We start from the raw sequence: 21,077 nt of genomic DNA on the forward strand, positions 1-21,077 counted from the left end.
TAAGCTCTTTAGCGCCAATGGTAGTTGGGACTTTGTCCCTGTGAGAGTAGGACGTTGCCAGGCCAATAAAAAGACTAGTCATTCAATGACTAGTCTTTTTTGTTTCTAAAAATTACAGCATGAATTTAACTTTTAAATTATGTTACACTATAGTGGATTCATTTAATTTTTGTTATAAAAGCTCTTTTTGACGCTGTAAGAAACTTTTTTCGAACTGGAGGCTGCATTTTGGGTAAGAAATCAAAAAAAGTACTGTATGAATTACAAGAAAATGAAACAATCGCAAGTTGTTTAGATCGGATGAAAAAAGATGGGTATATGCCTGTTCGACGAATGGAAAAGCCTATTTTTGAAGAAAAAGAAATAAATGGTAAAAAGGACTATGTTCCGGTAAAGCAACAGATTGTTTTCGAAGGGAAAAGTCTCTAAATACGAACATTTTAATGATAAAAATAGTAAACATTCGATTTTTAGGTTGACTTTTTTCTAGTTTGGCTGTTATTATTAAGTTGTCAATTGAGATATCCGAAACCTCATATAATAGTGGGAATATGGCCCACGAGTTTCTACCCGATGACCGTAAATCATTGGACTATGAGGAGAGTACAATTACTAAATAGGTAAACATGATTCCTTTTCAAAAGGAATGTTGATACATGAAACCTAGGGTAGTTGTGGCTTTCCTTTAGTGAGCCATAACTTACCCTAGGTTTTTTTATAACGTGAAAAAGGAGCTTTTATTCATGAATGTAAAAGTTGCTGTTGTAATGGGCAGTCAGTCAGACTGGAGCACTATGAAATATGCGTGTGACATTTTAGATGAATTAAATATTCAATATGAAAAGAAAGTTGTATCAGCACATCGAACGCCGGATTATATGTTTGAGTATGCTGAAACGGCTAAAGAACGAGGTATCAAAGTGATTATTGCTGGCGCTGGTGGCGCTGCGCACTTACCAGGTATGATTGCTGCAAAAACAATTTTACCTGTAATAGGAGTACCTGTTAAATCAAGTAACCTAAACGGTTTAGATTCACTTTTATCGATTGTTCAAATGCCAGGCGGCGTACCGGTAGCTACAGTAGCTATTGGGAAAGCTGGTTCTACGAACGCTGGCCTGCTAGCAGCACAAATCTTAGCAACACAGGATTCAACGTTAAGTGATCAACTTGAAAATCGTAGAGAGTCTATTAAATCATCTGTGTTAGAAAGTAGTGATCAACTTGTCTAATTTACTTATACCTCCTGGTAAAACAATTGGAATCGTAGGCGGTGGCCAGCTAGGAAGAATGATTGCACTATCTGCTAAAGAAATGGGTTATTACATTGCAGTGCTTGAACCAACAGAAGATTCTCCTTGCGGTCAAGTAGCAGATATTAAAGTCATTGGCAACTATGATGATAGAAAAGCGGTTGAACAGCTTGCTGAAGTATCAGATGTTATCACCTATGAATTTGAAAACGTTGATGTTGAGATGATGAAATGGCTAGAAACAAAATGCTACGTACCACAAGGCAGTCATTTACTAGCCGTTACACAAAATCGTCGTTTAGAAAAAGAAATGATTACAAAGCTTAATCTAGACGTTCCTGATTACGCAATCGTTACGACTGAAGAAGAACTTTTAAAAGCTGTCGAAACAATTGGTTATCCATGTGTCGTAAAAACTTGCCGAGGCGGATATGACGGTAAAGGGCAAGTTCTAGTGAAAAATGAGCATAATATTCGTGAAGCAGCTGAGCTATTAGCACAGTCGGAATGCATTGTAGAACAGTGGATGAACTTAGATAAAGAAGTATCAGTTATTGTACACCGAAATGCAAAAGGCGAAACGGTATGTTTACCAGTAGCTGAGAACATTCATAAGCATCATATTTTGCACCAAACGATTGTTCCGGCACGTATTACAGCAGATCAAGAAGCGAAAGCTCTTCAATATGCGCAAGAAATAGCAAAAGGATTAGATTTAGTTGGTACATTAGCAGTTGAGATGTTCCTAACTGAAGAAGGTCAGCTTTATATAAATGAAATGGCACCTAGACCTCATAACTCAGGTCATTATTCAATCAATGCTTGTGATCTTTCTCAATTTCAGCAGCATGTAAGAGCCATTTGTAACTGGACCCTAGCACAGCCGACTTTATTAAAACCTGCTGTGATGGTTAACCTATTAGGGGAACATATTGAGAACACAATGGCAAAAATCGAATGTTTAGATGATATGCACTTACATTTGTACGGAAAAAAAGTTGCAAAAGAGAAGAGAAAAATGGGACATATCACGGTATTAGCTGATAAGATAGATGAGGCGATAGAAAAAGCCGAATCTCTAGGAATTTGGGAAAGAACGGAGGAAGTAACAACATGATTGAACGTTATACAAGACCAGAAATGGCAGCTATTTGGACAGAAGAAAATAAATTTAAAGCTTGGTTAGAAGTTGAAATTCTAGCTTGCGAAGCATGGTCAGAATTAGGACATATTCCGAAAGAAGATGTGAAGTTAATTCGTCAAAATGCATCTTTTGATATTAACCGCATCAATGAAATTGAACTAGAAACGCGTCATGACGTAGTAGCTTTCACTCGTGCAGTATCTGAAACGCTTGGTGAAGAGCGCAAGTGGGTACACTACGGTTTGACTTCAACTGACGTAGTTGATACAGCTCTATCTTATTTATTAAAGCAAGCTAATGAAATCTTGCTAAGTGACGTAGAGCGCTTTGTAGAAGTACTAAAGGAAAAAGCCCAAGAACATAAATATACGGTTATGATGGGACGTACGCACGGTGTACACGCTGAGCCAACGACATTTGGTTTGAAAATGGGATTATGGTATGAAGAAATGAAGCGTAACCTAGAGCGTTTAAAACGTGCTGCAGCTGAAGTGGAATTCGGTAAAATGTCAGGAGCAGTTGGAACGTTCGCTAACATCGATCCTTTCGTTGAAAAATACGTATGTGAGAAGTTAGGAATTTCACCAGCACCAATCTCTACGCAAACATTACAGCGTGACCGTCATGCACACTATATGTCAGTACTAGCGTTAATTGCGACATCTATTGAGAAATTTGCAGTAGAAGTTCGCGGTCTTCAAAAAAGTGAAACACGTGAGGTTGAAGAATATTTTGCAAAAGGTCAAAAAGGCTCATCTGCAATGCCTCATAAACGTAATCCAATCGGTTCTGAGAACGTAACGGGACTTGCTCGCTTAATTCGCGGCTATATGGTTACAGCTTATGATAATGTACCGCTTTGGCATGAGCGTGACATCTCTCATTCATCGGCAGAGCGTGTCATCTTACCTGATGCAACGATTGCTTTGAATTACATGTTAAATCGTTTTGCAAATATTGTTAAAAACTTAACAGTATTCCCTGACAACATGAAGCGCAACATGGATCGTACACTAGGGCTAATTTACTCACAGCGTGTACTTTTAACATTAATTAACAAAGGTATGGTACGTGAAGAAGCATACGACTTAGTACAGCCAAAAGCAATGGAAGCATGGGAAACGCAAGTTCCTTTCCGTTCTTTAATTGAAGGCGAAGAGCGCATTACTCGCCACTTATCGCCAGAAGAGATTGAAGATTGCTTCGATCATAAGCACCATTTAAAAAATGTAGATATGATTTTTGAACGTTTAGGTCTTTAATAAAAAAGGCAAGGCACGTCCTTGCCTTTATCTAAGAAAGTGTATCTGAATATTCTGTATGTAGAGGTGACAGCATGGAAAAGCAAGAGTTACTTTATGAAGGAAAAGCGAAAAAAATTTACGCTACTGATGAGCAAGATGTACTGTGGGTTGCTTATAAAAATGAAGCTACAGCATTCAACGGTCAGAAAAAAGCAGAGATTAGCGGAAAAGCACAGCTGAACAATCAAATTAGTAGTTTACTATTTTCAATGTTACATGAGCAAGGGATTACAACTCACTTTGTGAAGCAGCTTTCAGATCATGAACAGGCGGTTAAGAAAGTAGAAATTGTTCCGCTTGAAGTCGTTGTACGAAATGCTACAGCAGGAAGCCTTGCGAAGCGAATTGGCGTAGAAGAAGGTATTCGTTTTGAACAGCCAATCGTTGAACTTTACTACAAAGATGATGCGCTTGGTGATCCATTAATTCTTGCAGAACATGCGATTTTCCTTAAGGCTGCAACTCAAGAAGAGATTGATAGTTTAAAGGCACAAGCACTTCAAATCAACGAAGTATTATCGAAATTTTTCAAAGATAAAGACATTTTCTTAGTGGATTTTAAATTAGAATTCGGCCGTACTTCTCAAGGCGACATTATTTTAGCGGATGAAATTTCACCTGACACTTGCCGCTTCTGGGATGTTCATACGAACGAAAAATTAGATAAAGATGTATTCCGCAGAGACTTAGGCGGTTTAACAGAAGCATACGAAAAAATCTTACAGCGAATCGGAGGATAACCCAACCATGTATAAAGTAAAAGTATTTGTCACATTAAGAGAAAGTGTATTAGACCCTCAAGGAGTAGCCGTTAAAAATTCATTGCACCGTATGTCTTATGAAGAAGTTCAAGAAGTACGCATCGGTAAATTTTTAGAGCTAACAATCGACAGCACAGATTCATTAGATGAACGCGTAAAAGAAATGTGTGAAAAGCTTTTAGTTAATACAGTAATTGAAGATTACCGTTACGAGGTTGAGGAGGTTGTCGTACAGTGAAATTTGCTGTAATTGTTTTTCCAGGATCAAACTGTGACGTAGATATGTATCATGCTATCAAAGATGAGCTTGGTGAAGAAGTAGATTACGTTTGGCACGATACAGAATCATTAGATCAATATGATGGTATCTTGCTTCCAGGTGGTTTCTCATATGGAGATTACCTTCGTTCAGGTGCTATCGCTCGCTTCTCAAATGTAATGGATGCTGTAAAAAAAGCAGCAAGCCAAGGAAAGCCAGTACTAGGTGTATGTAATGGATTCCAAATTTTATTAGAAGCAGGATTACTGCCAGGTGCTATGCGCCGTAATGAAAACTTAAAATTCATCTGTAAAACAGTGAATTTGAAAGTAGCTAATAACGAAACAATGTTTACAAATGCTTATGGCAAAGATGAAGTAATTGCTATTCCAGTGGCACACGGTGAAGGCAACTACTATTGTGATGAACATACGTTACAAAAATTGATTGAAAACAACCAGATTCTTTTCCAATACGCAGGTGATAATCCAAACGGAAGTCTTCAAGATATTGCAGGGATTACGAACGAAACAGGCAACGTATTAGGAATGATGCCTCACCCAGAAAGAGCGGTAAGCGATCTTTTAGGAAGCGCGGACGGACTTAAATTATTTCAATCAATTGTAAAGCAGTGGAGGGAACAAAATGTCGTTACTTCTTGAACCAAATGTAGAGCAAATTAAAGAACAAAAGTTATATCGAGATATGGGATTAACAGACGAAGAGTTTGCGAATGTAGAGCAACTGCTTGGTCGTACTCCTAACTATACAGAAACAGGCTTATTCTCTGTTATGTGGTCAGAGCACTGTAGCTATAAAAACTCTAAGCCTGTACTGAAAAAATTCCCTATCACGGGTGAAAAAGTATTACAAGGTCCTGGTGAAGGAGCTGGTATCGTTGATATTGGTGATAACCAAGCCGTTGTATTTAAAATCGAAAGTCATAACCATCCATCAGCGATTGAACCTTATCAAGGAGCAGCAACTGGTGTAGGTGGCATCATTCGTGACGTCTTTTCAATGGGAGCAAGACCGATTGCACTTTTAAACTCTTTACGTTTTGGTGAATTAACATCTCCAAAGGTTCGTCATTTGTTTGAGGAAGTAGTAGCGGGAATCGCAGGTTACGGTAACTGTGTAGGAATCCCAACAGTAGGTGGAGAAATTCAGTTTGAAGCTTCATATGAAGGAAATCCGCTTGTTAACGCTATGTGTGTTGGTTTAATTAACCACGAAGATATTCAAAAAGGTCAAGCTAAAGGCGTTGGCAACACGGTTATGTACGTAGGAGCAAAAACGGGACGCGACGGTATCCACGGCGCTACATTTGCTTCTGAAGAGCTATCTGATCAGTCAGATGAAAAACGTCCTGCTGTACAAGTAGGAGATCCATTTATGGAAAAACTTCTTCTTGAAGCTTGCTTAGAGCTTATCAAGTGTGACGCTTTAGTAGGTATTCAAGATATGGGTGCTGCGGGCTTAACAAGTTCTTCGGCAGAGATGGCAAGTAAAGCAGGTTCTGGTATTGAAATGAACCTTGATCTTGTACCTCAGCGTGAAACGGGTATGACACCATATGAAATGATGCTTTCAGAATCTCAAGAGCGCATGCTCATCGTTGTTGAAAAAGGCCGTGAAAATGAAATCGTCGAAATCGTTGAAAAATACGGATTAGAAGCTGTTTCAGTCGGTCACGTAACCGACGATAAGCGCCTTCGTTTAACTCATAACGGAGAAGTAGTAGCAGATGTTCCTGTAGATGCATTAGCAGAAGACGCACCGGTATACCACAAACCATCTCAAGAACCAGCATACTATCGTGAGTTCCAAGAGCAGTCAGCATACGCTCCTACTGTTGAAAATCACAGTGATATGTTAGTAACGCTTTTAAAACAGCCTACGATTGCAAACAAAGAGTGGGTTTACAACCAATATGACTACCAAGTACGTACAAACACAGTTGTATCTCCTGGATCTGACGCGGCGGTTGTTCGTGTACGTGATACAAATAAAGCATTAGCGATGACAACAGACTGTAACTCTCGCTATTTATACCTAGACCCGGAAGTAGGCGGCCGTATCGCAGTGGCAGAAGCTGCTCGTAACCTTGTATGTTCAGGTGCACAGCCTCTTGCGATTACAGACTGCTTAAACTTCGGCAACCCTGAAAAGCCAGAAATCTTCTGGCAAATTGAAAAAGCAACAGACGGTATGAGCGACGCTTGCCGTGAGCTATCGACTCCGGTTATCGGCGGTAACGTATCTCTGTACAATGAGACAAAAGGTGAAGCAATTTACCCAACTCCTGTTATTGGAATGGTTGGTCTAATCGACGATATCAACCATATTACAACTCAATATGCGAAGCAAAAAGATGACTTAATCTATGTTATTGGTAAAGCTGAAGCAGAATTCGCAGGTACTGAGCTTCAAAAAGTACTAGAAAACGGTACGGTATTCGGCCAGTCACCTAAATTAGATTTAGCGGTTGAAAAAACACGTCAAGATCAGCTTCTTCAAGCAATTCGTGAAGGTGCAGTTCAATCTGCTCACGATATTGCAGAAGGAGGATTCGCGGTAGCCCTAGCTGAAAAAGTGATGAACGGCAGCGGGTTAGGCGTAAACGTAACGGTAGACGGTGAAGCAACAGCAGAGCTATTCAGTGAAACACAATCACGCTTTGTCGTAACGGTTTCACCAGAGAATAAAGAAAAATTCGAAATGCTTGTACAAGATACAACATTAGTAGGACGCGTAACAGAAGACGCAACATTAACTGTTAAACATCAAGAAAATGTTCTTGTTCAATTATCAGTTGAAGAATTAACTACTGCTTGGAAAGGAGCGCTTCCATGCTTGCTGAAATCAAAGGCTTAAACGAAGAATGTGGCGTATTCGGTGTATGGGGACATGAAAATGCAAGCCAGATTGCTTATTACGGTTTGCATAGCTTGCAACACCGCGGACAAGAAGGCGCTGGTATTGCTGTAACAGACGGAGAAAAAGTGACAGTGATGAAAGGCGTCGGTCTTGTTAACGAAGTATTTGGCCACGGAGAGTTAGAGCAACTAAACGGTAAAGCAGCAATTGGACACGTTCGTTATGCAACAGCTGGAGGCGGAGGGTTTGAAAATGTTCAACCCCTTCACTTCCGCTCTCATAGCGGAAGCCTTGCGTTAGCTCATAATGGAAACTTGGTTAATGCAAATGCATTAAAGCATCAGCTGGAAAACCAAGGGAGTATTTTCCAATCAACATCTGATACAGAAGTACTTGCTCATTTAATTAAACGAAGCGGCTATGAAGATATGAAAGATAAAGTGAAAAATGCTTTATCCATGGTTAAAGGCGCATACGCATTCGTTATTTTAACGGAAGATACGATGATGGTTGCACTTGATCCTCACGGACTGCGTCCATTATCAATTGGACGATTAGGTGATGCCTATGTAGTAGCTTCTGAAACATGTGCGTTTGATATTGTTGGAGCGGTTCATGAGCGTGATGTAGAGCCTGGTGAGTTACTTATTATTAATGATGAAGGTATTCAATCAGAGCGATTCACACTAAACGTAAACCGTGCTATTTGCAGTATGGAATATATTTATTTCTCAAGACCAGATAGTAATATTGATGGAATCAATGTTCACTCTGCTCGTAAAAACCTTGGGAAACAACTTGCAGTTGAGTCACCGATTGAAGCAGACGTTGTAACAGGCGTTCCGGATTCAAGTATTTCAGCAGCGATTGGTTTTGCAGAACAGTCAGGGATTCCATACGAATTAGGTTTAATTAAGAATCGATACGTAGGCCGTACATTCATTCAGCCTTCACAAGAATTGCGTGAACAAGGTGTAAAAATGAAGCTGTCTCCTGTACGTAAAATTGTAGAGGGTAAACGTGTTGTCATGGTAGATGATTCTATCGTTCGCGGCACAACAAGCCGTCGCATTGTTCGTATGCTTCGAGAAGCAGGAGCAACTGAAGTACATGTACGCATCAGTTCACCTCCTATTAAAAATCCATGTTTTTATGGAATTGACACATCTTCATCCTCTGAGTTAATTGCTGCTACGCGCTCTGTTGAAGAAATTCGTGAATTGATTGAAGCTGATTCACTTGTTTTCTTAAGCAACGAAGGTTTAGTAGACGCAATCGGCAGACAGTATGAAGGCAACGGCGGACAGTGTATGGCATGTTTTACTGGAAAGTATCCAACTGAAATTTATCCAGATACTGTACACCCTCATGAAAAGGTAACTTGTTAGTTTTAACGTAAAAAAGGAGTGACAACATGTCATATTCATATAAACAAGCTGGAGTTGACTTAGAAGCAGGATATGAAGCTGTTTCACGTATTAAAAAGCACGTAGAACGCACTGCTCGTGCAGGTATTATGGGAACAGTCGGCGGCTTTGGCGGAATGTTTGATTTATCTACATTGAATTTAAAAGAGCCTGTTCTTGTTTCTGGTACAGATGGAGTAGGAACAAAATTGAAACTTGCTTTTCAAATGGATAAGCATGACACAATCGGTGTGGATGCAGTGGCCATGTGTGTAAACGACGTTTTAGCACAAGGAGCAGAGCCTCTCTACTTCTTAGATTATATTGCTTGCGGGAAAGCAGTTCCTGAAAAAATTGAATCGATTGTAAAAGGAATTGCAGACGGCTGTGAACAATCTAACTGTGCGTTAATTGGCGGAGAAACAGCTGAAATGCCAGGTTTATACGGAGAAGATGAATATGATCTTGCAGGGTTTACAGTAGGAGCAGTAGAAAAGTCAGAAATTATTACTGGAGATGAGATTAAAGCTGGACAGCTGTTGATCGGTATTTCATCTAGCGGTATTCACAGCAACGGCTACTCTCTTGTACGTAAAATCGTTGATGATCAAGGATTAAATCTTCAAGAAACTTACGCTGGTTTTAATGAAAAGCTTGGAGTTGAGTTATTAACGCCAACAAAAATATACGTGAAGCCGGTCCTAAAAGCATTACATGCAGCTAAGATTGCAGGTATGGCTCATATTACTGGAGGCGGGTTTGTTGAAAATATACCTCGTATGCTTCCTGAAGGTTTAGGTGTAGAAATCGATTACGGTTCTTGGCCAATTCCATACGTGTTTGATTTCCTTGAAGAGCAAGGCAAGCTAGATCGTAAAGAAATGTTCGAAGTATTCAACATGGGAATCGGATTTGTTTTAGCTGTTGAACCTGAAGATATGAATAAAGTCATTGAAGCAATTGAAAACGAAGGCGAAAAAGCATTTGTTATCGGACGTGTAAAAGAAGGAACAGGTGTTGAATTTGCTGGAGGGACGTTTGCATGATAAATATTGCAGTGTTTGCTTCTGGAAACGGCAGTAACTTTCAATCCATCTACGAAGCAACTCAGTCAGGTCGATTAAAAGCAAATATTGCGCTTGTTGTTTGCAATAAACCCGATGCATACGTAATTGAACGAGCAAAAGCATGTGGAATACCATGCTTTGTTTGTTCGCCTAAAAACTATGAAAATAAAGAAGCGTATGAAGCAGCAATTCTTGCAGAGCTTACATCAGCTAAAGTAGAATTTCTTGTTTTAGCAGGATATATGCGATTAGTTGGCTCGACGTTGCTTAAGCCATACAAAAATCGTATTGTTAATATTCATCCGTCGCTTTTACCTGCATTTCCTGGGATTGATGCTATTGGTCAAGCTTTTGATGCAGGAGTAAAAGTGATTGGAATTACCGTGCATTTTGTAGATGAAGGCATGGATACAGGACCAATTATTGACCAGCAGGCTATTCGCATTGAAAAAGGCGATACAAGAGAAACAGTTGAGGCCCGTATTCATGAAATTGAACATCAATTTTATCCCGCGGTACTGAATGAATTATTTGAACAAGCCGCAGTTAAATAAATAGGATGTAACCTTGTCAAAAAAGTTTTAATCCTTTACTATGGTAGAGTAGTAGTGAAAGAAAGATTTTAAATGAGAGATCGGATCAGGAGGAGTTTACAAAATGACAGCAAAACGCGCGCTTATTAGCGTATCTGATAAAGAAGGTATTGTTTCATTTGCACAAGAATTAAAGGACTTAGGAGTAGAAATTATTTCAACTGGCGGTACAAAGCGTACCCTAGAAGAAAACGGCATTGACGTTATCGGAATCTCTGAAGTAACTGGTTTCCCAGAAATTTTAGACGGCCGTTTAAAAACATTGCATCCTAACGTTCACGGTGCTTTATTAGCGTTACGCGATAATGAAGAGCATCAAGCTCAAATGAAAGAGCATAATATCTCGCCAATCGACTTTGTAGTTGTAAACTTATATCCATTTAAAAAGACAATTGAAAAAGAGGATGTAACGCTTGCTGAAGCGATTGAGAATATTGACATCGGTGGACCTACAATGCTTCGTTCAGCTGCGAAAAACTATCGTTCTGTCTCAGTTGTAGTAGATCCAAGCGATTACGCAACCGTAGTAGAAGAGTTAAAAGCGGATGGCAATGTTTCATTTGAAACCAACCAACGATTAGCAGCAAAAGTATTCCGTCATACGGCAGCTTATGATGCATTAATCGCTGAATACTTAACAAACATTACAGGTGAAACAACTCCTGAGAAATTAACAGTAACGTATGAGCGCGTTCAAGGCTTACGATACGGAGAAAACCCTCACCAACAAGCTTCTTTTTATAAAAAGCCGTTAACACAAAAAGGTTCTATTGCAACAGCTACGCAGCTGCATGGAAAAGAGTTATCATACAATAATATCAACGATGCAAACGCAGCTCTTCAAATCGTAAAAGAATTCAAAGAGCCGGCTATCGTAGCGATCAAACATATGAATCCTTGCGGTGTAGGTGTGGGTGAAACAATTGCTCAAGCTTATCAAAAAGCATATGAAGCGGATCCTACATCTATCTTTGGCGGCATCGTAGCAGCTAACCGTCCTATCGACCGTGAAACGGCTATTCAGTTAAAAGAAATTTTCTTAGAAATTATCATTGCTCCTGCGTTCGATCAAGAAGCATTAGATGTATTAACAGCTAAGAAAAACCTTCGTTTACTAACGATAGAGCTTGATGAAAAAGCAGAAAAAGAAGCTTTCTTAACGTCTGTAAAAGGCGGCGTGCTTGTTCAGGATGAAGACGTATTCGGATTTGATGATGCAACGATTACTGTTCCAACGAAACGCGAGCCAACAGAAAAAGAGTGGGCAGATTTAAAATTAGCATGGAAAGTTGTTAAAAATGTTAAGTCTAATGCTATTGTACTTGCAAAAGATGACATGACAATTGGCGTAGGTGCTGGTCAAATGAATCGCGTGGGCGCTGCAAAAATTGCAATTGAACAAGCTGGTGAAAAAGCACAAGGTTCAGCTTTAGGTTCAGATGCTTTCTTCCCAATGGGCGATACAGTAGAAGCAGCAGCTAAAGCAGGAATCACAGCTATTATTCAGCCAGGCGGATCAATTCGTGATGAAGAGTCAATTGCAAAAGCAGATGAATACGGCATTGCAATGGTATTTACAGGCGTAAGACATTTTAAACATTAATGAGGTGAAGAACGTGAATGTTTTAGTTATTGGAAAAGGCGGAAGAGAGCATACAATTGCATGGAAAGCTTCAAAAAGTCCACTTGTTAACGAAGTGTTTGTAGCACCAGGAAACCCAGGCATGAGAGATGTGGCAACGATTGTACCAATCGATGAAAGCAGCCAAGAAGAGCTTGTACAGTTTGCAAAAGAAAATAAGATTGGATTAACAATTGTTGGACCAGAAAATCCGCTAATTGAAGGCATTGTTGATCGATTCGAACAAGAAGGTCTTCCGGTCTTTGGACCGCGCAAACAAGCAGCGATGATTGAAGGAAGCAAAAGCTTTGCAAAAGAGCTCATGAAAAAGTATGATATTCCAACCGCAGCGTATGAAACATTTACGTCTTACGAGGAAGCAAAAGCATATGTGGAAAAGCAAGGCGCTCCAATTGTTATTAAAGCAGACGGCTTAGCAGCTGGTAAAGGTGTAACTGTTGCTTTAACAGTAGAAGAAGCTGTAGATACATTACGTGATTTTCTAGTTGACCAAAAATTTAAAGAAGCAAGTGCCAAAGTAGTTGTAGAAGAATTTTTGGATGGTGAAGAATTTTCATTAATGGCATTCGTACGCGGGACAAATGTGTATCCAATGGTAATTGCACAAGATCATAAGCGTGCTTTTGACGGCGATCAAGGTCCGAACACAGGAGGCATGGGAGCTTACTCTCCTGTTCCGCAAATTAGTGATGCAGAAGTACAAGAGGCTGTAGAAAACATCTTACTTCCAATGGCTAAAGGATTAGCTGAAGAAGGCTGTGAGTATACGGGAATTCTATATGCTGGTCTGATTCAAACACAAAAAGGACCAAAAGTGATTGAATTTAATGCGCGTTTTGGAGATCCTGAAACACAGGTTGTACTGCCCCGTATGAAAAGCGATTTAGTCGATGTGCTTCTTCGCATTTTGAAAGAAGAAAAAGTAGAAATTGAATGGGATAACGAAGCAGCTATTGGAATTGTATTAGCAGCAGCGGGTTACCCAGAAGATTATCAAAAGGGTGCGCCAATTAACGGATTGGATGCGATCAGTGAAGACGCGCTTGTTTTCCACGCTGGTACGGCTTTAGAAAACGACACATACGTTTCGAACGGCGGCCGCGTTCTATTAGTAGGTGCCAAAGGAGCAACTCTTCAAGAAGCGCAGCAAGAAGTATACAAACAAATGGCTCATATCGATGTAGAAAAAGGCTTTTTCTATCGCAAAGACATCGGCCATCGTGCATTAGCAAAAGCAGCTTTAAAATAAAAAAGGAGAGCTCCGGCTCTCCTTTTTACCTTATGAAGGATTATACGTTTCTTCGTTTCCATTTGGATGGTGTTCATGTTCATCGTGTTTTTGACACGAATCATATGCGTACGTAAGGGGGCAAAAACGCGTGATGCCTTCTGCAACTTTTAAAGCTCCCATTAACCCTAAGAAGATGTATGAATCTTTGTACGGTCTGCGAGATAAACGAGATGTTGTCCAAGAAAGAAGGGTAAAGCCCAGTGTAAGTCGAATTAATGCGTTAACAATACCGATATTTGGTTTCATGTTTTATCACCTTTATTCATAAAATTAATAACAGTTTCTGAATGCGTTTACATCACGGATGTGTTACGATAAAAATACATAGTAAATTAGGGGGAATTTAGCATGCCGGAACAGAGATACCGCTGGAAAAGCAAACATATTAGACAGCAGCTTTTAGTATTAAACGGTCAAAAAGCACCAACTATTGTCTTAAAAGATGCAACATATTTGAACGCTCGAATGAAGCAGTGGAAAAAAGCACATATTTGGGTTTACCAAGATCGTATTGTATACGTTGGCTCAGAGATGCCTAAGCACACAGACGCTTCTACAGAGATTATAGACTGCAGTGAGAAATATGTGGTTCCTGGGTATATTGAGCCGCATGTTCACCCGTTTCAGTTATATAATCCCCAGACTTTTTCCCAATATGCAGCCAAGCACGGAACAACCACTTTATTTAATGATAATTTAATTCTCGCTTTACAGCTTGAACAAAAAACGGCATTTTCATTGATTGAAGAAATGAAAACGTTACCACAGTCACTGTATTGGTGGTGCAGATTTGATTCGCAGACAGAAATTGATGAAGAGGCTGATATCTTCTCACATACAAACATTACTTCTTGGCTACAAAATGAAGCTGTCTTACAAGGAGGCGAACTGACAAGTTGGCCGAAGCTTTTAGACGGAGATGATTTAATGCTTCACTGGGTTCAAGAGACAAAGCGGATGAGGAAGCATATTGAAGGACATTTCCCGGGGGCGTCAGCATTTACCTTAGCAAAAATGAAATTGCTCGGGGCAGACAGCGATCATGAGTCTATGACAGGGGAAGATGTTGTTGCTCGGTTAACGCAAGGCTATGACGTTGCTTTGCGCCACTCTTCCATTCGGCCAGATTTGCCAAAACTGCTGCAGGAGTTAAAAGAGCTGCAGGTAGATTATTTTGACCATATCACGATGAATACAGACGGTTCTCCGCCTTCTTTTTACCAAAACGGCGTGTCAGATATGTTAATTACATTAGCTATTTCAGAAGGAGTTCCCGTGTTAGATGCTTATAATATGGTGTCTGTAAATATTGCCCGCTATTACAACATGGAACATTTGCACGGGCATGTAGCAACAGGCTGTGTGGCTAATATTAATATTTTAGAAGATCCTATGCGGCCTACTCCGGTATCTGTCTTAGCAAAAGGAAAGTGGATGAAAAAAGAAGGCAAAGAACAAGCATTAGCCTCGGTAGAATTTCCTTGGGGAAAGTTTGGTTTTTCACCGTTAAAGTTAGACTTTGATTTAACGATGGACGATTTTCAATTTTCAATGCCAGTAGGCGTGAAAATGAAAAATGCTGTTATTATGGAGCCGTATTCAATTCACTTAAATGTGAGCGGAGATGTATTAGCCTCTGATCATGATGAAAGCTTTTTAGTGCTGGTGGACCGAGAAGGCAAGTGGCGCATCAATACGCTGTTAAAAGGATTTGCGACAAATGTATCGGGAATGGCGAGTTCGTTTTCAAATACAGGTGATTTTATTTTAATTGGAAAATCGAAAAAAGATATGATGTGTGCATTCAAACGTATGAAAGAAATTGGCGGCGGTATTGTTATTACAGAAGGTGAGAAAGTAGTATATGAACTGGATCTTCCGTTAAAAGGAGTCATGTCGAATCTGCCGATGGAAGAGCTAAGTAAACGAGAGGTGGAACTCAAGAAAGTGCTGGGTGAGCGAGGATACAAACACGATGATCCTGTCTATTCACTGCTGTTCTTTTCGTCTACACATTTGCCTTATATTCGTATCACGCCAGTAGGAATTTATGACGTTATGAATAAAAAAGTACTTTTTCCGTCTATAATGCGTTAAAATATAAAAGTATCAAAGGAATTTGAAATTTGTATGAAATTGGCTGTCTTCATACAGAATGAATGTATGTGCAAATAAATATAGAAACTGTATTTTATAGATAGAAACAACTAGTAAAGAAAGCCAATGATAAAGGAGTTCAATACGATGCAAATCAACAAACTACGAGGAAAAGAATTAGATCAGCTATTTCAAGCGATTTTATCATTAGAAAACATTGAAGAATGCTATCAATTTTTTGATGACCTATGTACAGTTAATGAAATTCAATCATTAGCACAGCGCTTAGAAGTAGCAAGAATGCTAAGAGAAGGCAACACGTACCATAAAATTGAGACGGAAACTGGAGCAAGCACAGCGACTATTTCCCGTGTTAAACGCTGCTTGAATTATGGAAGCGATGCGTATCAAATGGTGTTAGAACGCCTTCAAGAAGATTCAAATCAAAAGTAAAGCGTATGGCTGAAGCAGCCATACGCTTATTTTTTTAATTAAAATTGAGTTGCTTCTTCAATGATATTTTTCAGGTCGCTAATTGCTACACGTTTTTGTTCCATTGTGTCGCGGTTACGAATTGTTACTTGATTGTCTTCTAATGAATCGAAGTCGAATGTAATACAGAAAGGCGTACCGATTTCATCATGGCGACGGTAACGTTTACCGATTGAACCAGCATCATCGTAGTCAATCATAAAGTGTTTTGCTAAATCTTCAAAGACAGCGCGCGCTTCGTTAGAAAGCTTTTTAGAAAGTGGCAATACAGCAGCTTTAAATGGTGCTAAAGCAGGGTGAAGCTGCATTACTGTACGAGATGAGCCGTCTTCTAACGTTTCTTCTTCATATGCATCAATCATATAAGCCAATGTTACACGGTCAGCACCTAAAGAAGGCTCGATGCAGTAAGGTACATAGCGTTCGTTTGTTTCTTGATCAACGTATTGGAAGTCTTCTCCAGAGTGTTCCATATGCTGCTTTAAGTCATAGTCTGTACGAGAAGCTACGCCCCATAGTTCGCCCCAGCCGAATGGGAATTTGTATTCAAAGTCTGTTGTTGCATTACTGTAGTGAGAAAGTTCATCATCATCATGGTCGCGAAGACGAACGTTTTCTTCTTTCATGCCAAGAGAAAGAAGCCATTTGTTACATGTTTCTTTCCAGTAGTTAAACCATTCTAATTCAGTGCCTGGTTTACAGAAGAATTCAAGCTCCATTTGTTCAAATTCACGTGTACGGAATGTGAAGTTACCAGGTGTAATTTCGTTACGGAAGCTTTTACCCACTTGGCCGATACCGAATGGAAGCTTTTTACGCATTGAGCGCTGAACGTTTTTAAAGTTTACGAAAATACCTTGAGCTGTTTCAGGACGAAGGTAAATTTCATTTGTTGATGTTTCAGTTACACCTTGGTGCGTTTTGAACATTAAGTTAAATTGACGAATTTCAGTGAAGTTAGCTGAACCACACTCAGGACATGTAATTTCATGTTCTTTAATTAAGTCAGCCATTGCATCAAATGAAAGGCCGTCTACGATCATTTCAATGCCTTTTTCTTGAAGCTTTTCTTCAATTAATTTATCAGCACGGTGACGAGCTTTACAATCCTTACAGTCGATCATTGGGTCATTAAAGTTTCCTAAGTGACCAGAAGCTTCCCATGTTTTTGGATTCATTAAAATCGCAGCGTCTAAACCAACGTTGTATGGAGATTCTTGAATGAATTTTTTCCACCATGCTTTTTTAATATTGTTTTTTAATTCTACGCCAAGCGGGCCGTAATCCCATGTATTTGCAAGACCGCCGTAAATTTCAGAACCTTGAAATACAAAGCCGCGATGTTTGGCGTGAGATACGATTTGATCCATTGTTTTTGACATTCTAATTCCTCCTGTAAATGGTAGTAATTCAAGCGAAACAAAAAGAGCGGGTACAAAAAAACTCTCGTCCCTGGGCATATCAACAATATGCCCAGGGACGAGAGTTTTTCCCGCGGTTCCACCCTGGTTGATACAAAATGTATCCACCTTCGTCTGTATATACTCCAGATTGCCTTTTCCTTAAACCATTCTCTAGGCTCCCACCGTCCCTAGTTCGCTTTGTGAAGAGGATTTAAGTACTATTGATCCTTCAGCGTATATCATATGAATTTTAGTAGCTATATATTAGCATATCCTATGCAGAGAAACAATAACCTTGTGCAAAATGGGCTTTTTTTGTGATGTTTTCTTCCGGAATTTGAGGATAAAACCATATCTTTTATCCATATTTTTTGAAAACAAAAAACGTGATGAAAAGTTCGGTTTTCCTTTCATTTCACCCTCTTAGTTTTGTTATAATGAACAAATGGACGAGCGCGAACTTTTAAGTGTAAAGAAATGGAGGAACCTATATGTATGATATTAAAGAGTGGAGACATGTCTTTAAATTAGACCCTAATAAAGAAATTTCAGATGCAGATTTAGAAAAAATTTGCGAATCCGGCACGGATGCGGTTCTTGTTGGAGGATCAGACGGAGTAACTTTAGACAATGTGCTGCAGCTGTTAATGCGTATTCGCCGCTACACGGTGCCGTGTGCGCTAGAAGTATCAACAATTGACTCTGTAACGCCTGGTTTTGATTCTTATTTCATTCCGACCGTTTTAAACAGCAAGGATCCAAAGTGGATTGTTGACTTACATCATGCGGCGATGAAGGAATACGGTGAAATCATGGACTGGGATGAAATTTTTGTAGAAGGATACTGCGTACTTAACCCCGAAGCAAAAGTAGCTGCGCTAACGGAAGCGAAAACCGATTTGGATGCAGAAGATGTTGTAGCGTATGCTCGCATGGCTGAACGCATGTTTCATTTGCCCGTTTTCTATCTAGAATACAGTGGAACATATGGAGACCCTGCATTAGTGGCAGAAGTGAAAAATTCGCTAAATGAGACGAAGTTATTTTACGGCGGCGGTATTGAGACAAAAGAGCAAGCAAGTGAGATGGGAGAGCTAGCTGATACAGTTATTGTAGGAAATGTTATTTATACAAATTTATCGGAAGCATTAAAAACGGTAAAAGCGGTAAAAAAGAATATTGCACAGTGAAAAATAAATAAAGTAGAATAGAGAATATATGTTCGATATAGGCGGTGGAAACGTGAATTTTTTAAGTGAAAAATTATTAACAGGATTAAACCCTCAGCAGCAAGAGGCAGTTAAAACAACAGACGGACCATTATTACTTATGGCCGGTGCAGGAAGTGGGAAAACACGCGTATTAACGCATCGAATTGCGTTTTTAATGGCGGAAAAAGAAGTTGCACCTTGGAATATTTTAGCTATTACCTTTACAAACAAAGCAGCTCGTGAAATGAGAGAGCGTGTGGCAAGTATCGTTGGCGGAGTGGCAGAAGATATCTGGATTTCAACGTTCCACTCGATGTGCGTACGTATTTTACGAAGAGATATTGATCGTATTGGCTTTAATCGCAACTTTACGATTTTAGATTCAACGGATCAGCTGTCCGTTATTAAAAACATTTTAAAAGATCAAAACATCGACCCAAAAAAATTCGATCCGCGCTCGCTATTAGGAAGCATTAGTTCAGCTAAAAATGAACTGAAAGTAGCGGAAGAATTTGATAAAACAGCAGCAGGACCATATGAAGAAGTTGTAAGTAAAGTCTATAAAGAGTATGAAAAGCGTTTAAAGAAAAACCAAGCGCTCGATTTTGATGATTTGATTATGACAACGATTCAGTTATTTAAACGAGTTCCTGAAGTGTTAACGTACTATCAGCGCAAGTTTCAATATATTCATGTGGACGAGTATCAAGATACAAACCATGCACAATATATGCTGGTTCGCTTGCTAGCCGCACGATTTGAAAATGTATGCGTAGTAGGGGATTCAGATCAGTCTATTTACCGCTGGCGCGGGGCTGATATTACAAATATCTTGTCATTTGAAAAAGATTACCCAAAAGCCAAAACCATTTTGCTTGAACAAAATTATCGTTCAACGAAAACGATTTTGGCTGCGGCAAACGGCGTCATTGCAAACAATATGAATCGTAAAGTGAAAAACTTATGGACGGAAAACGATGAAGGCCAGAAGCTTTATCATTACCAAGCAATGAGTGAGCATGATGAGGCACAGTTTGTAGCACGTAAAATCAAAGAAGCAGTAGACAGCGGCAAACGTAAATATAGCGATTTTGCCATTTTGTATCGTACAAATGCACAGTCGCGTGTAATGGAGGAAGTACTGCTAAAATCCAATATTAACTATACAATTGTCGGCGGGATTAAGTTCTACGACCGCAAAGAGATTAAAGATTTGCTTGCGTACTTGCGCTTAATTGCCAACCAAGATGATGACATTAGCTTAGCTCGTATTGTGAACGTTCCAAAACGCGGAGTTGGAGCTACTTCAGTCGATAAAGTAGCCAATTACGGAAACGTTCATGACATTTCTATTTTCAAAGCGCTTGATGAAGTAGAATTGATGGGGTTAACGGGTAAAGCAACAAAAGCACTTCGTGATTTCCAATCCATGATTTCAAACTTAGCTCAAATGCAAGACTATATGTCTGTAACAGAGCTTGTGGAACAAGTATTAGAAAGAACAGGGTACCGTGAAGCGCTTAAAGTAGAAAAAACAATTGAAGCACAAAGTCGCTTAGAGAATATTGATGAGTTTTTATCTGTTACAAAAACGTTTGAAGAAGCAAGTGAAGATAAGAGCTTAGTAGCATTTTTAACCGATTTAGCGCTTGTTGCTGATATCGATAAGCTTGACGACGAGGAAGAAGAAGAGAACGAACAAGTGATTCTGATGACGCTTCACTCAGCAAAAGGTCTAGAGTTCCCGGTTGTTTTCCTAATGGGTATGGAAGAAGGCGTATTCCCTCATAGCCGATCGTTATTCGAAGATAATGAAATGGAAGAAGAACGACGCTTAGCCTACGTAGGGATTACACGTGCTGAACAAGAATTGTATTTATTAAATGCTCAAATGCGTACACTATTTGGTAAAACAAACGTCAATCCAAAATCGCGCTTCATTGGAGAAATCCCAAGCGAGCTTGTGGAATCTTTAAATGAAACGATGCGCAAGCCTGCTGCTGGTCGTTCAGGGGCTTCAGCTTCGCCGTTTGCAGCGCGCCGACAAGCGGCCGTGGCAAAAACGAAGCTTGTATCAACGGGCAGTGAATCGATTGGATGGAGCGTTGGAGATAAGGCCGAGCATAAAAAATGGGGAATTGGTACAGTTGTAAGTGTAAAAGGAGAAGGAGACTCAAAAGAATTAGACATTGCTTTTCCTAGTCCTACAGGTGTAAAAAGACTGCTTGCTAAATTTGCCCCGGTTACGAAAGTGTAATCGTGAAAAGGAGCTAG

Annotated in this window: 19 protein-coding genes and 1 riboswitch; of the genes, 17 read left to right on the forward strand and 2 right to left on the reverse strand. The window is 39.6% G+C overall.

Translation table 11 applies throughout. The annotated features are described in order from the left end of the window. The first annotated feature begins 228 nt into the window (after positions 1-228). The 13 genes from AC1VNJ_RS25050 to purD all read left to right on the forward strand — a co-directional run bounded on the left by AC1VNJ_RS25050 (position 229) and on the right by purD (position 13,558). A complete protein-coding gene (locus AC1VNJ_RS25050; RefSeq protein WP_016762769.1) occupies positions 229-429 on the forward strand; it encodes an NETI motif-containing protein in 201 nt (66 codons plus the stop codon). Between the two features lie 84 nt (positions 430-513). Next, positions 514-615, forward strand: a riboswitch (purine riboswitch). A gap of 128 nt (positions 616-743) precedes the next feature. Next, positions 744-1,232 carry a 5-(carboxyamino)imidazole ribonucleotide mutase gene (gene purE / locus AC1VNJ_RS25055; protein WP_154992341.1) on the forward strand — a complete coding sequence of 163 codons (489 nt, stop codon included), beginning with the start codon at positions 744-746 and terminating at the stop codon, positions 1,230-1,232. Next, a complete protein-coding gene (gene purK / locus AC1VNJ_RS25060; protein ID WP_154992339.1) occupies positions 1,225-2,370 on the forward strand; it encodes a 5-(carboxyamino)imidazole ribonucleotide synthase in 1,146 nt (381 codons plus the stop codon). Before purE ends, purK begins: the two co-directional genes overlap by 8 nt. Beyond that, positions 2,367-3,659 carry an adenylosuccinate lyase gene (purB, locus tag AC1VNJ_RS25065; protein ID WP_013055036.1) on the forward strand — a complete coding sequence of 431 codons (1,293 nt, stop codon included), beginning with the start codon at positions 2,367-2,369 and terminating at the stop codon, positions 3,657-3,659. Before purK ends, purB begins: the two co-directional genes overlap by 4 nt. A 74-nt stretch (positions 3,660-3,733) precedes the next feature. Beyond that, positions 3,734-4,441 carry a phosphoribosylaminoimidazolesuccinocarboxamide synthase gene (gene purC / locus AC1VNJ_RS25070; protein WP_028412531.1) on the forward strand — a complete coding sequence of 236 codons (708 nt, stop codon included), beginning with the start codon at positions 3,734-3,736 and terminating at the stop codon, positions 4,439-4,441. 7 nt (positions 4,442-4,448) lie between these two features. Then, entirely contained in the window at positions 4,449-4,700 is a 252-nt protein-coding gene (gene purS / locus AC1VNJ_RS25075; protein WP_014461938.1) for a phosphoribosylformylglycinamidine synthase subunit PurS, read from the forward strand. Then, on the forward strand, positions 4,697-5,383 hold the full coding sequence (gene purQ, locus AC1VNJ_RS25080; RefSeq protein WP_013055039.1) for a phosphoribosylformylglycinamidine synthase subunit PurQ: 687 nt from the start codon (positions 4,697-4,699) through the stop codon (positions 5,381-5,383). Before purS ends, purQ begins: the two co-directional genes overlap by 4 nt. Continuing rightward, a complete protein-coding gene (gene purL, locus AC1VNJ_RS25085) occupies positions 5,367-7,598 on the forward strand; it encodes a phosphoribosylformylglycinamidine synthase subunit PurL (protein ID WP_328173947.1) in 2,232 nt (743 codons plus the stop codon). Before purQ ends, purL begins: the two co-directional genes overlap by 17 nt. Further along, positions 7,574-8,989 carry an amidophosphoribosyltransferase gene (purF, locus tag AC1VNJ_RS25090; RefSeq protein ID WP_013055041.1) on the forward strand — a complete coding sequence of 472 codons (1,416 nt, stop codon included), beginning with the start codon at positions 7,574-7,576 and terminating at the stop codon, positions 8,987-8,989. The genes purL and purF overlap by 25 nt, the downstream gene beginning before the upstream one ends. Positions 8,990-9,015: 26 nt before the next feature. After that, on the forward strand, positions 9,016-10,053 hold the full coding sequence (purM, locus tag AC1VNJ_RS25095) for a phosphoribosylformylglycinamidine cyclo-ligase (RefSeq protein WP_482641517.1): 1,038 nt from the start codon (positions 9,016-9,018) through the stop codon (positions 10,051-10,053). Beyond that, a complete protein-coding gene (gene purN, locus AC1VNJ_RS25100; RefSeq protein ID WP_014461934.1) occupies positions 10,050-10,628 on the forward strand; it encodes a phosphoribosylglycinamide formyltransferase in 579 nt (192 codons plus the stop codon). Before purM ends, purN begins: the two co-directional genes overlap by 4 nt. 103 nt (positions 10,629-10,731) lie before the next feature. Next, positions 10,732-12,270 (forward strand): bifunctional phosphoribosylaminoimidazolecarboxamide formyltransferase/IMP cyclohydrolase, encoded by a 1,539-nt coding sequence (gene purH, locus AC1VNJ_RS25105; protein WP_025752921.1) that lies wholly within the window; start codon positions 10,732-10,734, stop codon positions 12,268-12,270. A gap of 13 nt (positions 12,271-12,283) precedes the next feature. Then, entirely contained in the window at positions 12,284-13,558 is a 1,275-nt protein-coding gene (purD, locus tag AC1VNJ_RS25110; protein WP_033580832.1) for a phosphoribosylamine--glycine ligase, read from the forward strand. 30 nt (positions 13,559-13,588) lie between these two features. On the opposite strand, the gene AC1VNJ_RS25115 is transcribed toward purD, so the two are convergent. Beyond that, complete coding sequence (locus tag AC1VNJ_RS25115) at positions 13,589-13,846, reverse strand: YgaP family membrane protein (protein ID WP_016762773.1); 258 nt, start codon at positions 13,844-13,846, stop codon at positions 13,589-13,591. A 102-nt stretch (positions 13,847-13,948) separates the two neighbouring features. Here AC1VNJ_RS25115 and AC1VNJ_RS25120 point away from each other — a divergent pair, with 102 nt between their 5' ends. Together AC1VNJ_RS25120 and AC1VNJ_RS25125 are read left to right on the forward strand one after the other, a co-directional pair. Continuing rightward, positions 13,949-15,697: an adenine deaminase C-terminal domain-containing protein gene (locus AC1VNJ_RS25120; protein ID WP_034263936.1), complete on the forward strand. Its 1,749-nt coding sequence runs from the start codon at positions 13,949-13,951 to the stop codon at positions 15,695-15,697. A gap of 147 nt (positions 15,698-15,844) precedes the next feature. Beyond that, positions 15,845-16,150 carry a YerC/YecD family TrpR-related protein gene (locus AC1VNJ_RS25125; protein ID WP_013055048.1) on the forward strand — a complete coding sequence of 102 codons (306 nt, stop codon included), beginning with the start codon at positions 15,845-15,847 and terminating at the stop codon, positions 16,148-16,150. Between the two features lie 38 nt (positions 16,151-16,188). Here the strand turns inward: AC1VNJ_RS25125 and AC1VNJ_RS25130 are convergent, their stop codons facing one another. Next, positions 16,189-17,571 carry a glycine--tRNA ligase gene (locus AC1VNJ_RS25130; protein WP_028412526.1) on the reverse strand — a complete coding sequence of 461 codons (1,383 nt, stop codon included), beginning with the start codon at positions 17,569-17,571 and terminating at the stop codon, positions 16,189-16,191. A 512-nt stretch (positions 17,572-18,083) separates the two neighbouring features. On the opposite strand from AC1VNJ_RS25130, the gene pcrB reads away from it, so the two are divergent. Both pcrB and pcrA read left to right on the forward strand, forming a co-directional pair. Continuing rightward, positions 18,084-18,782: a heptaprenylglyceryl phosphate synthase gene (gene pcrB / locus AC1VNJ_RS25135; protein WP_033580830.1), complete on the forward strand. Its 699-nt coding sequence runs from the start codon at positions 18,084-18,086 to the stop codon at positions 18,780-18,782. A gap of 52 nt (positions 18,783-18,834) precedes the next feature. Then, a complete protein-coding gene (gene pcrA / locus AC1VNJ_RS25140; protein WP_048021539.1) occupies positions 18,835-21,060 on the forward strand; it encodes a DNA helicase PcrA in 2,226 nt (741 codons plus the stop codon). The last annotated feature ends 17 nt before the right edge of the window (positions 21,061-21,077 follow it).

The sequence above is a fragment of the Priestia sp. 3CA3 genome, from assembly GCF_056836725.1.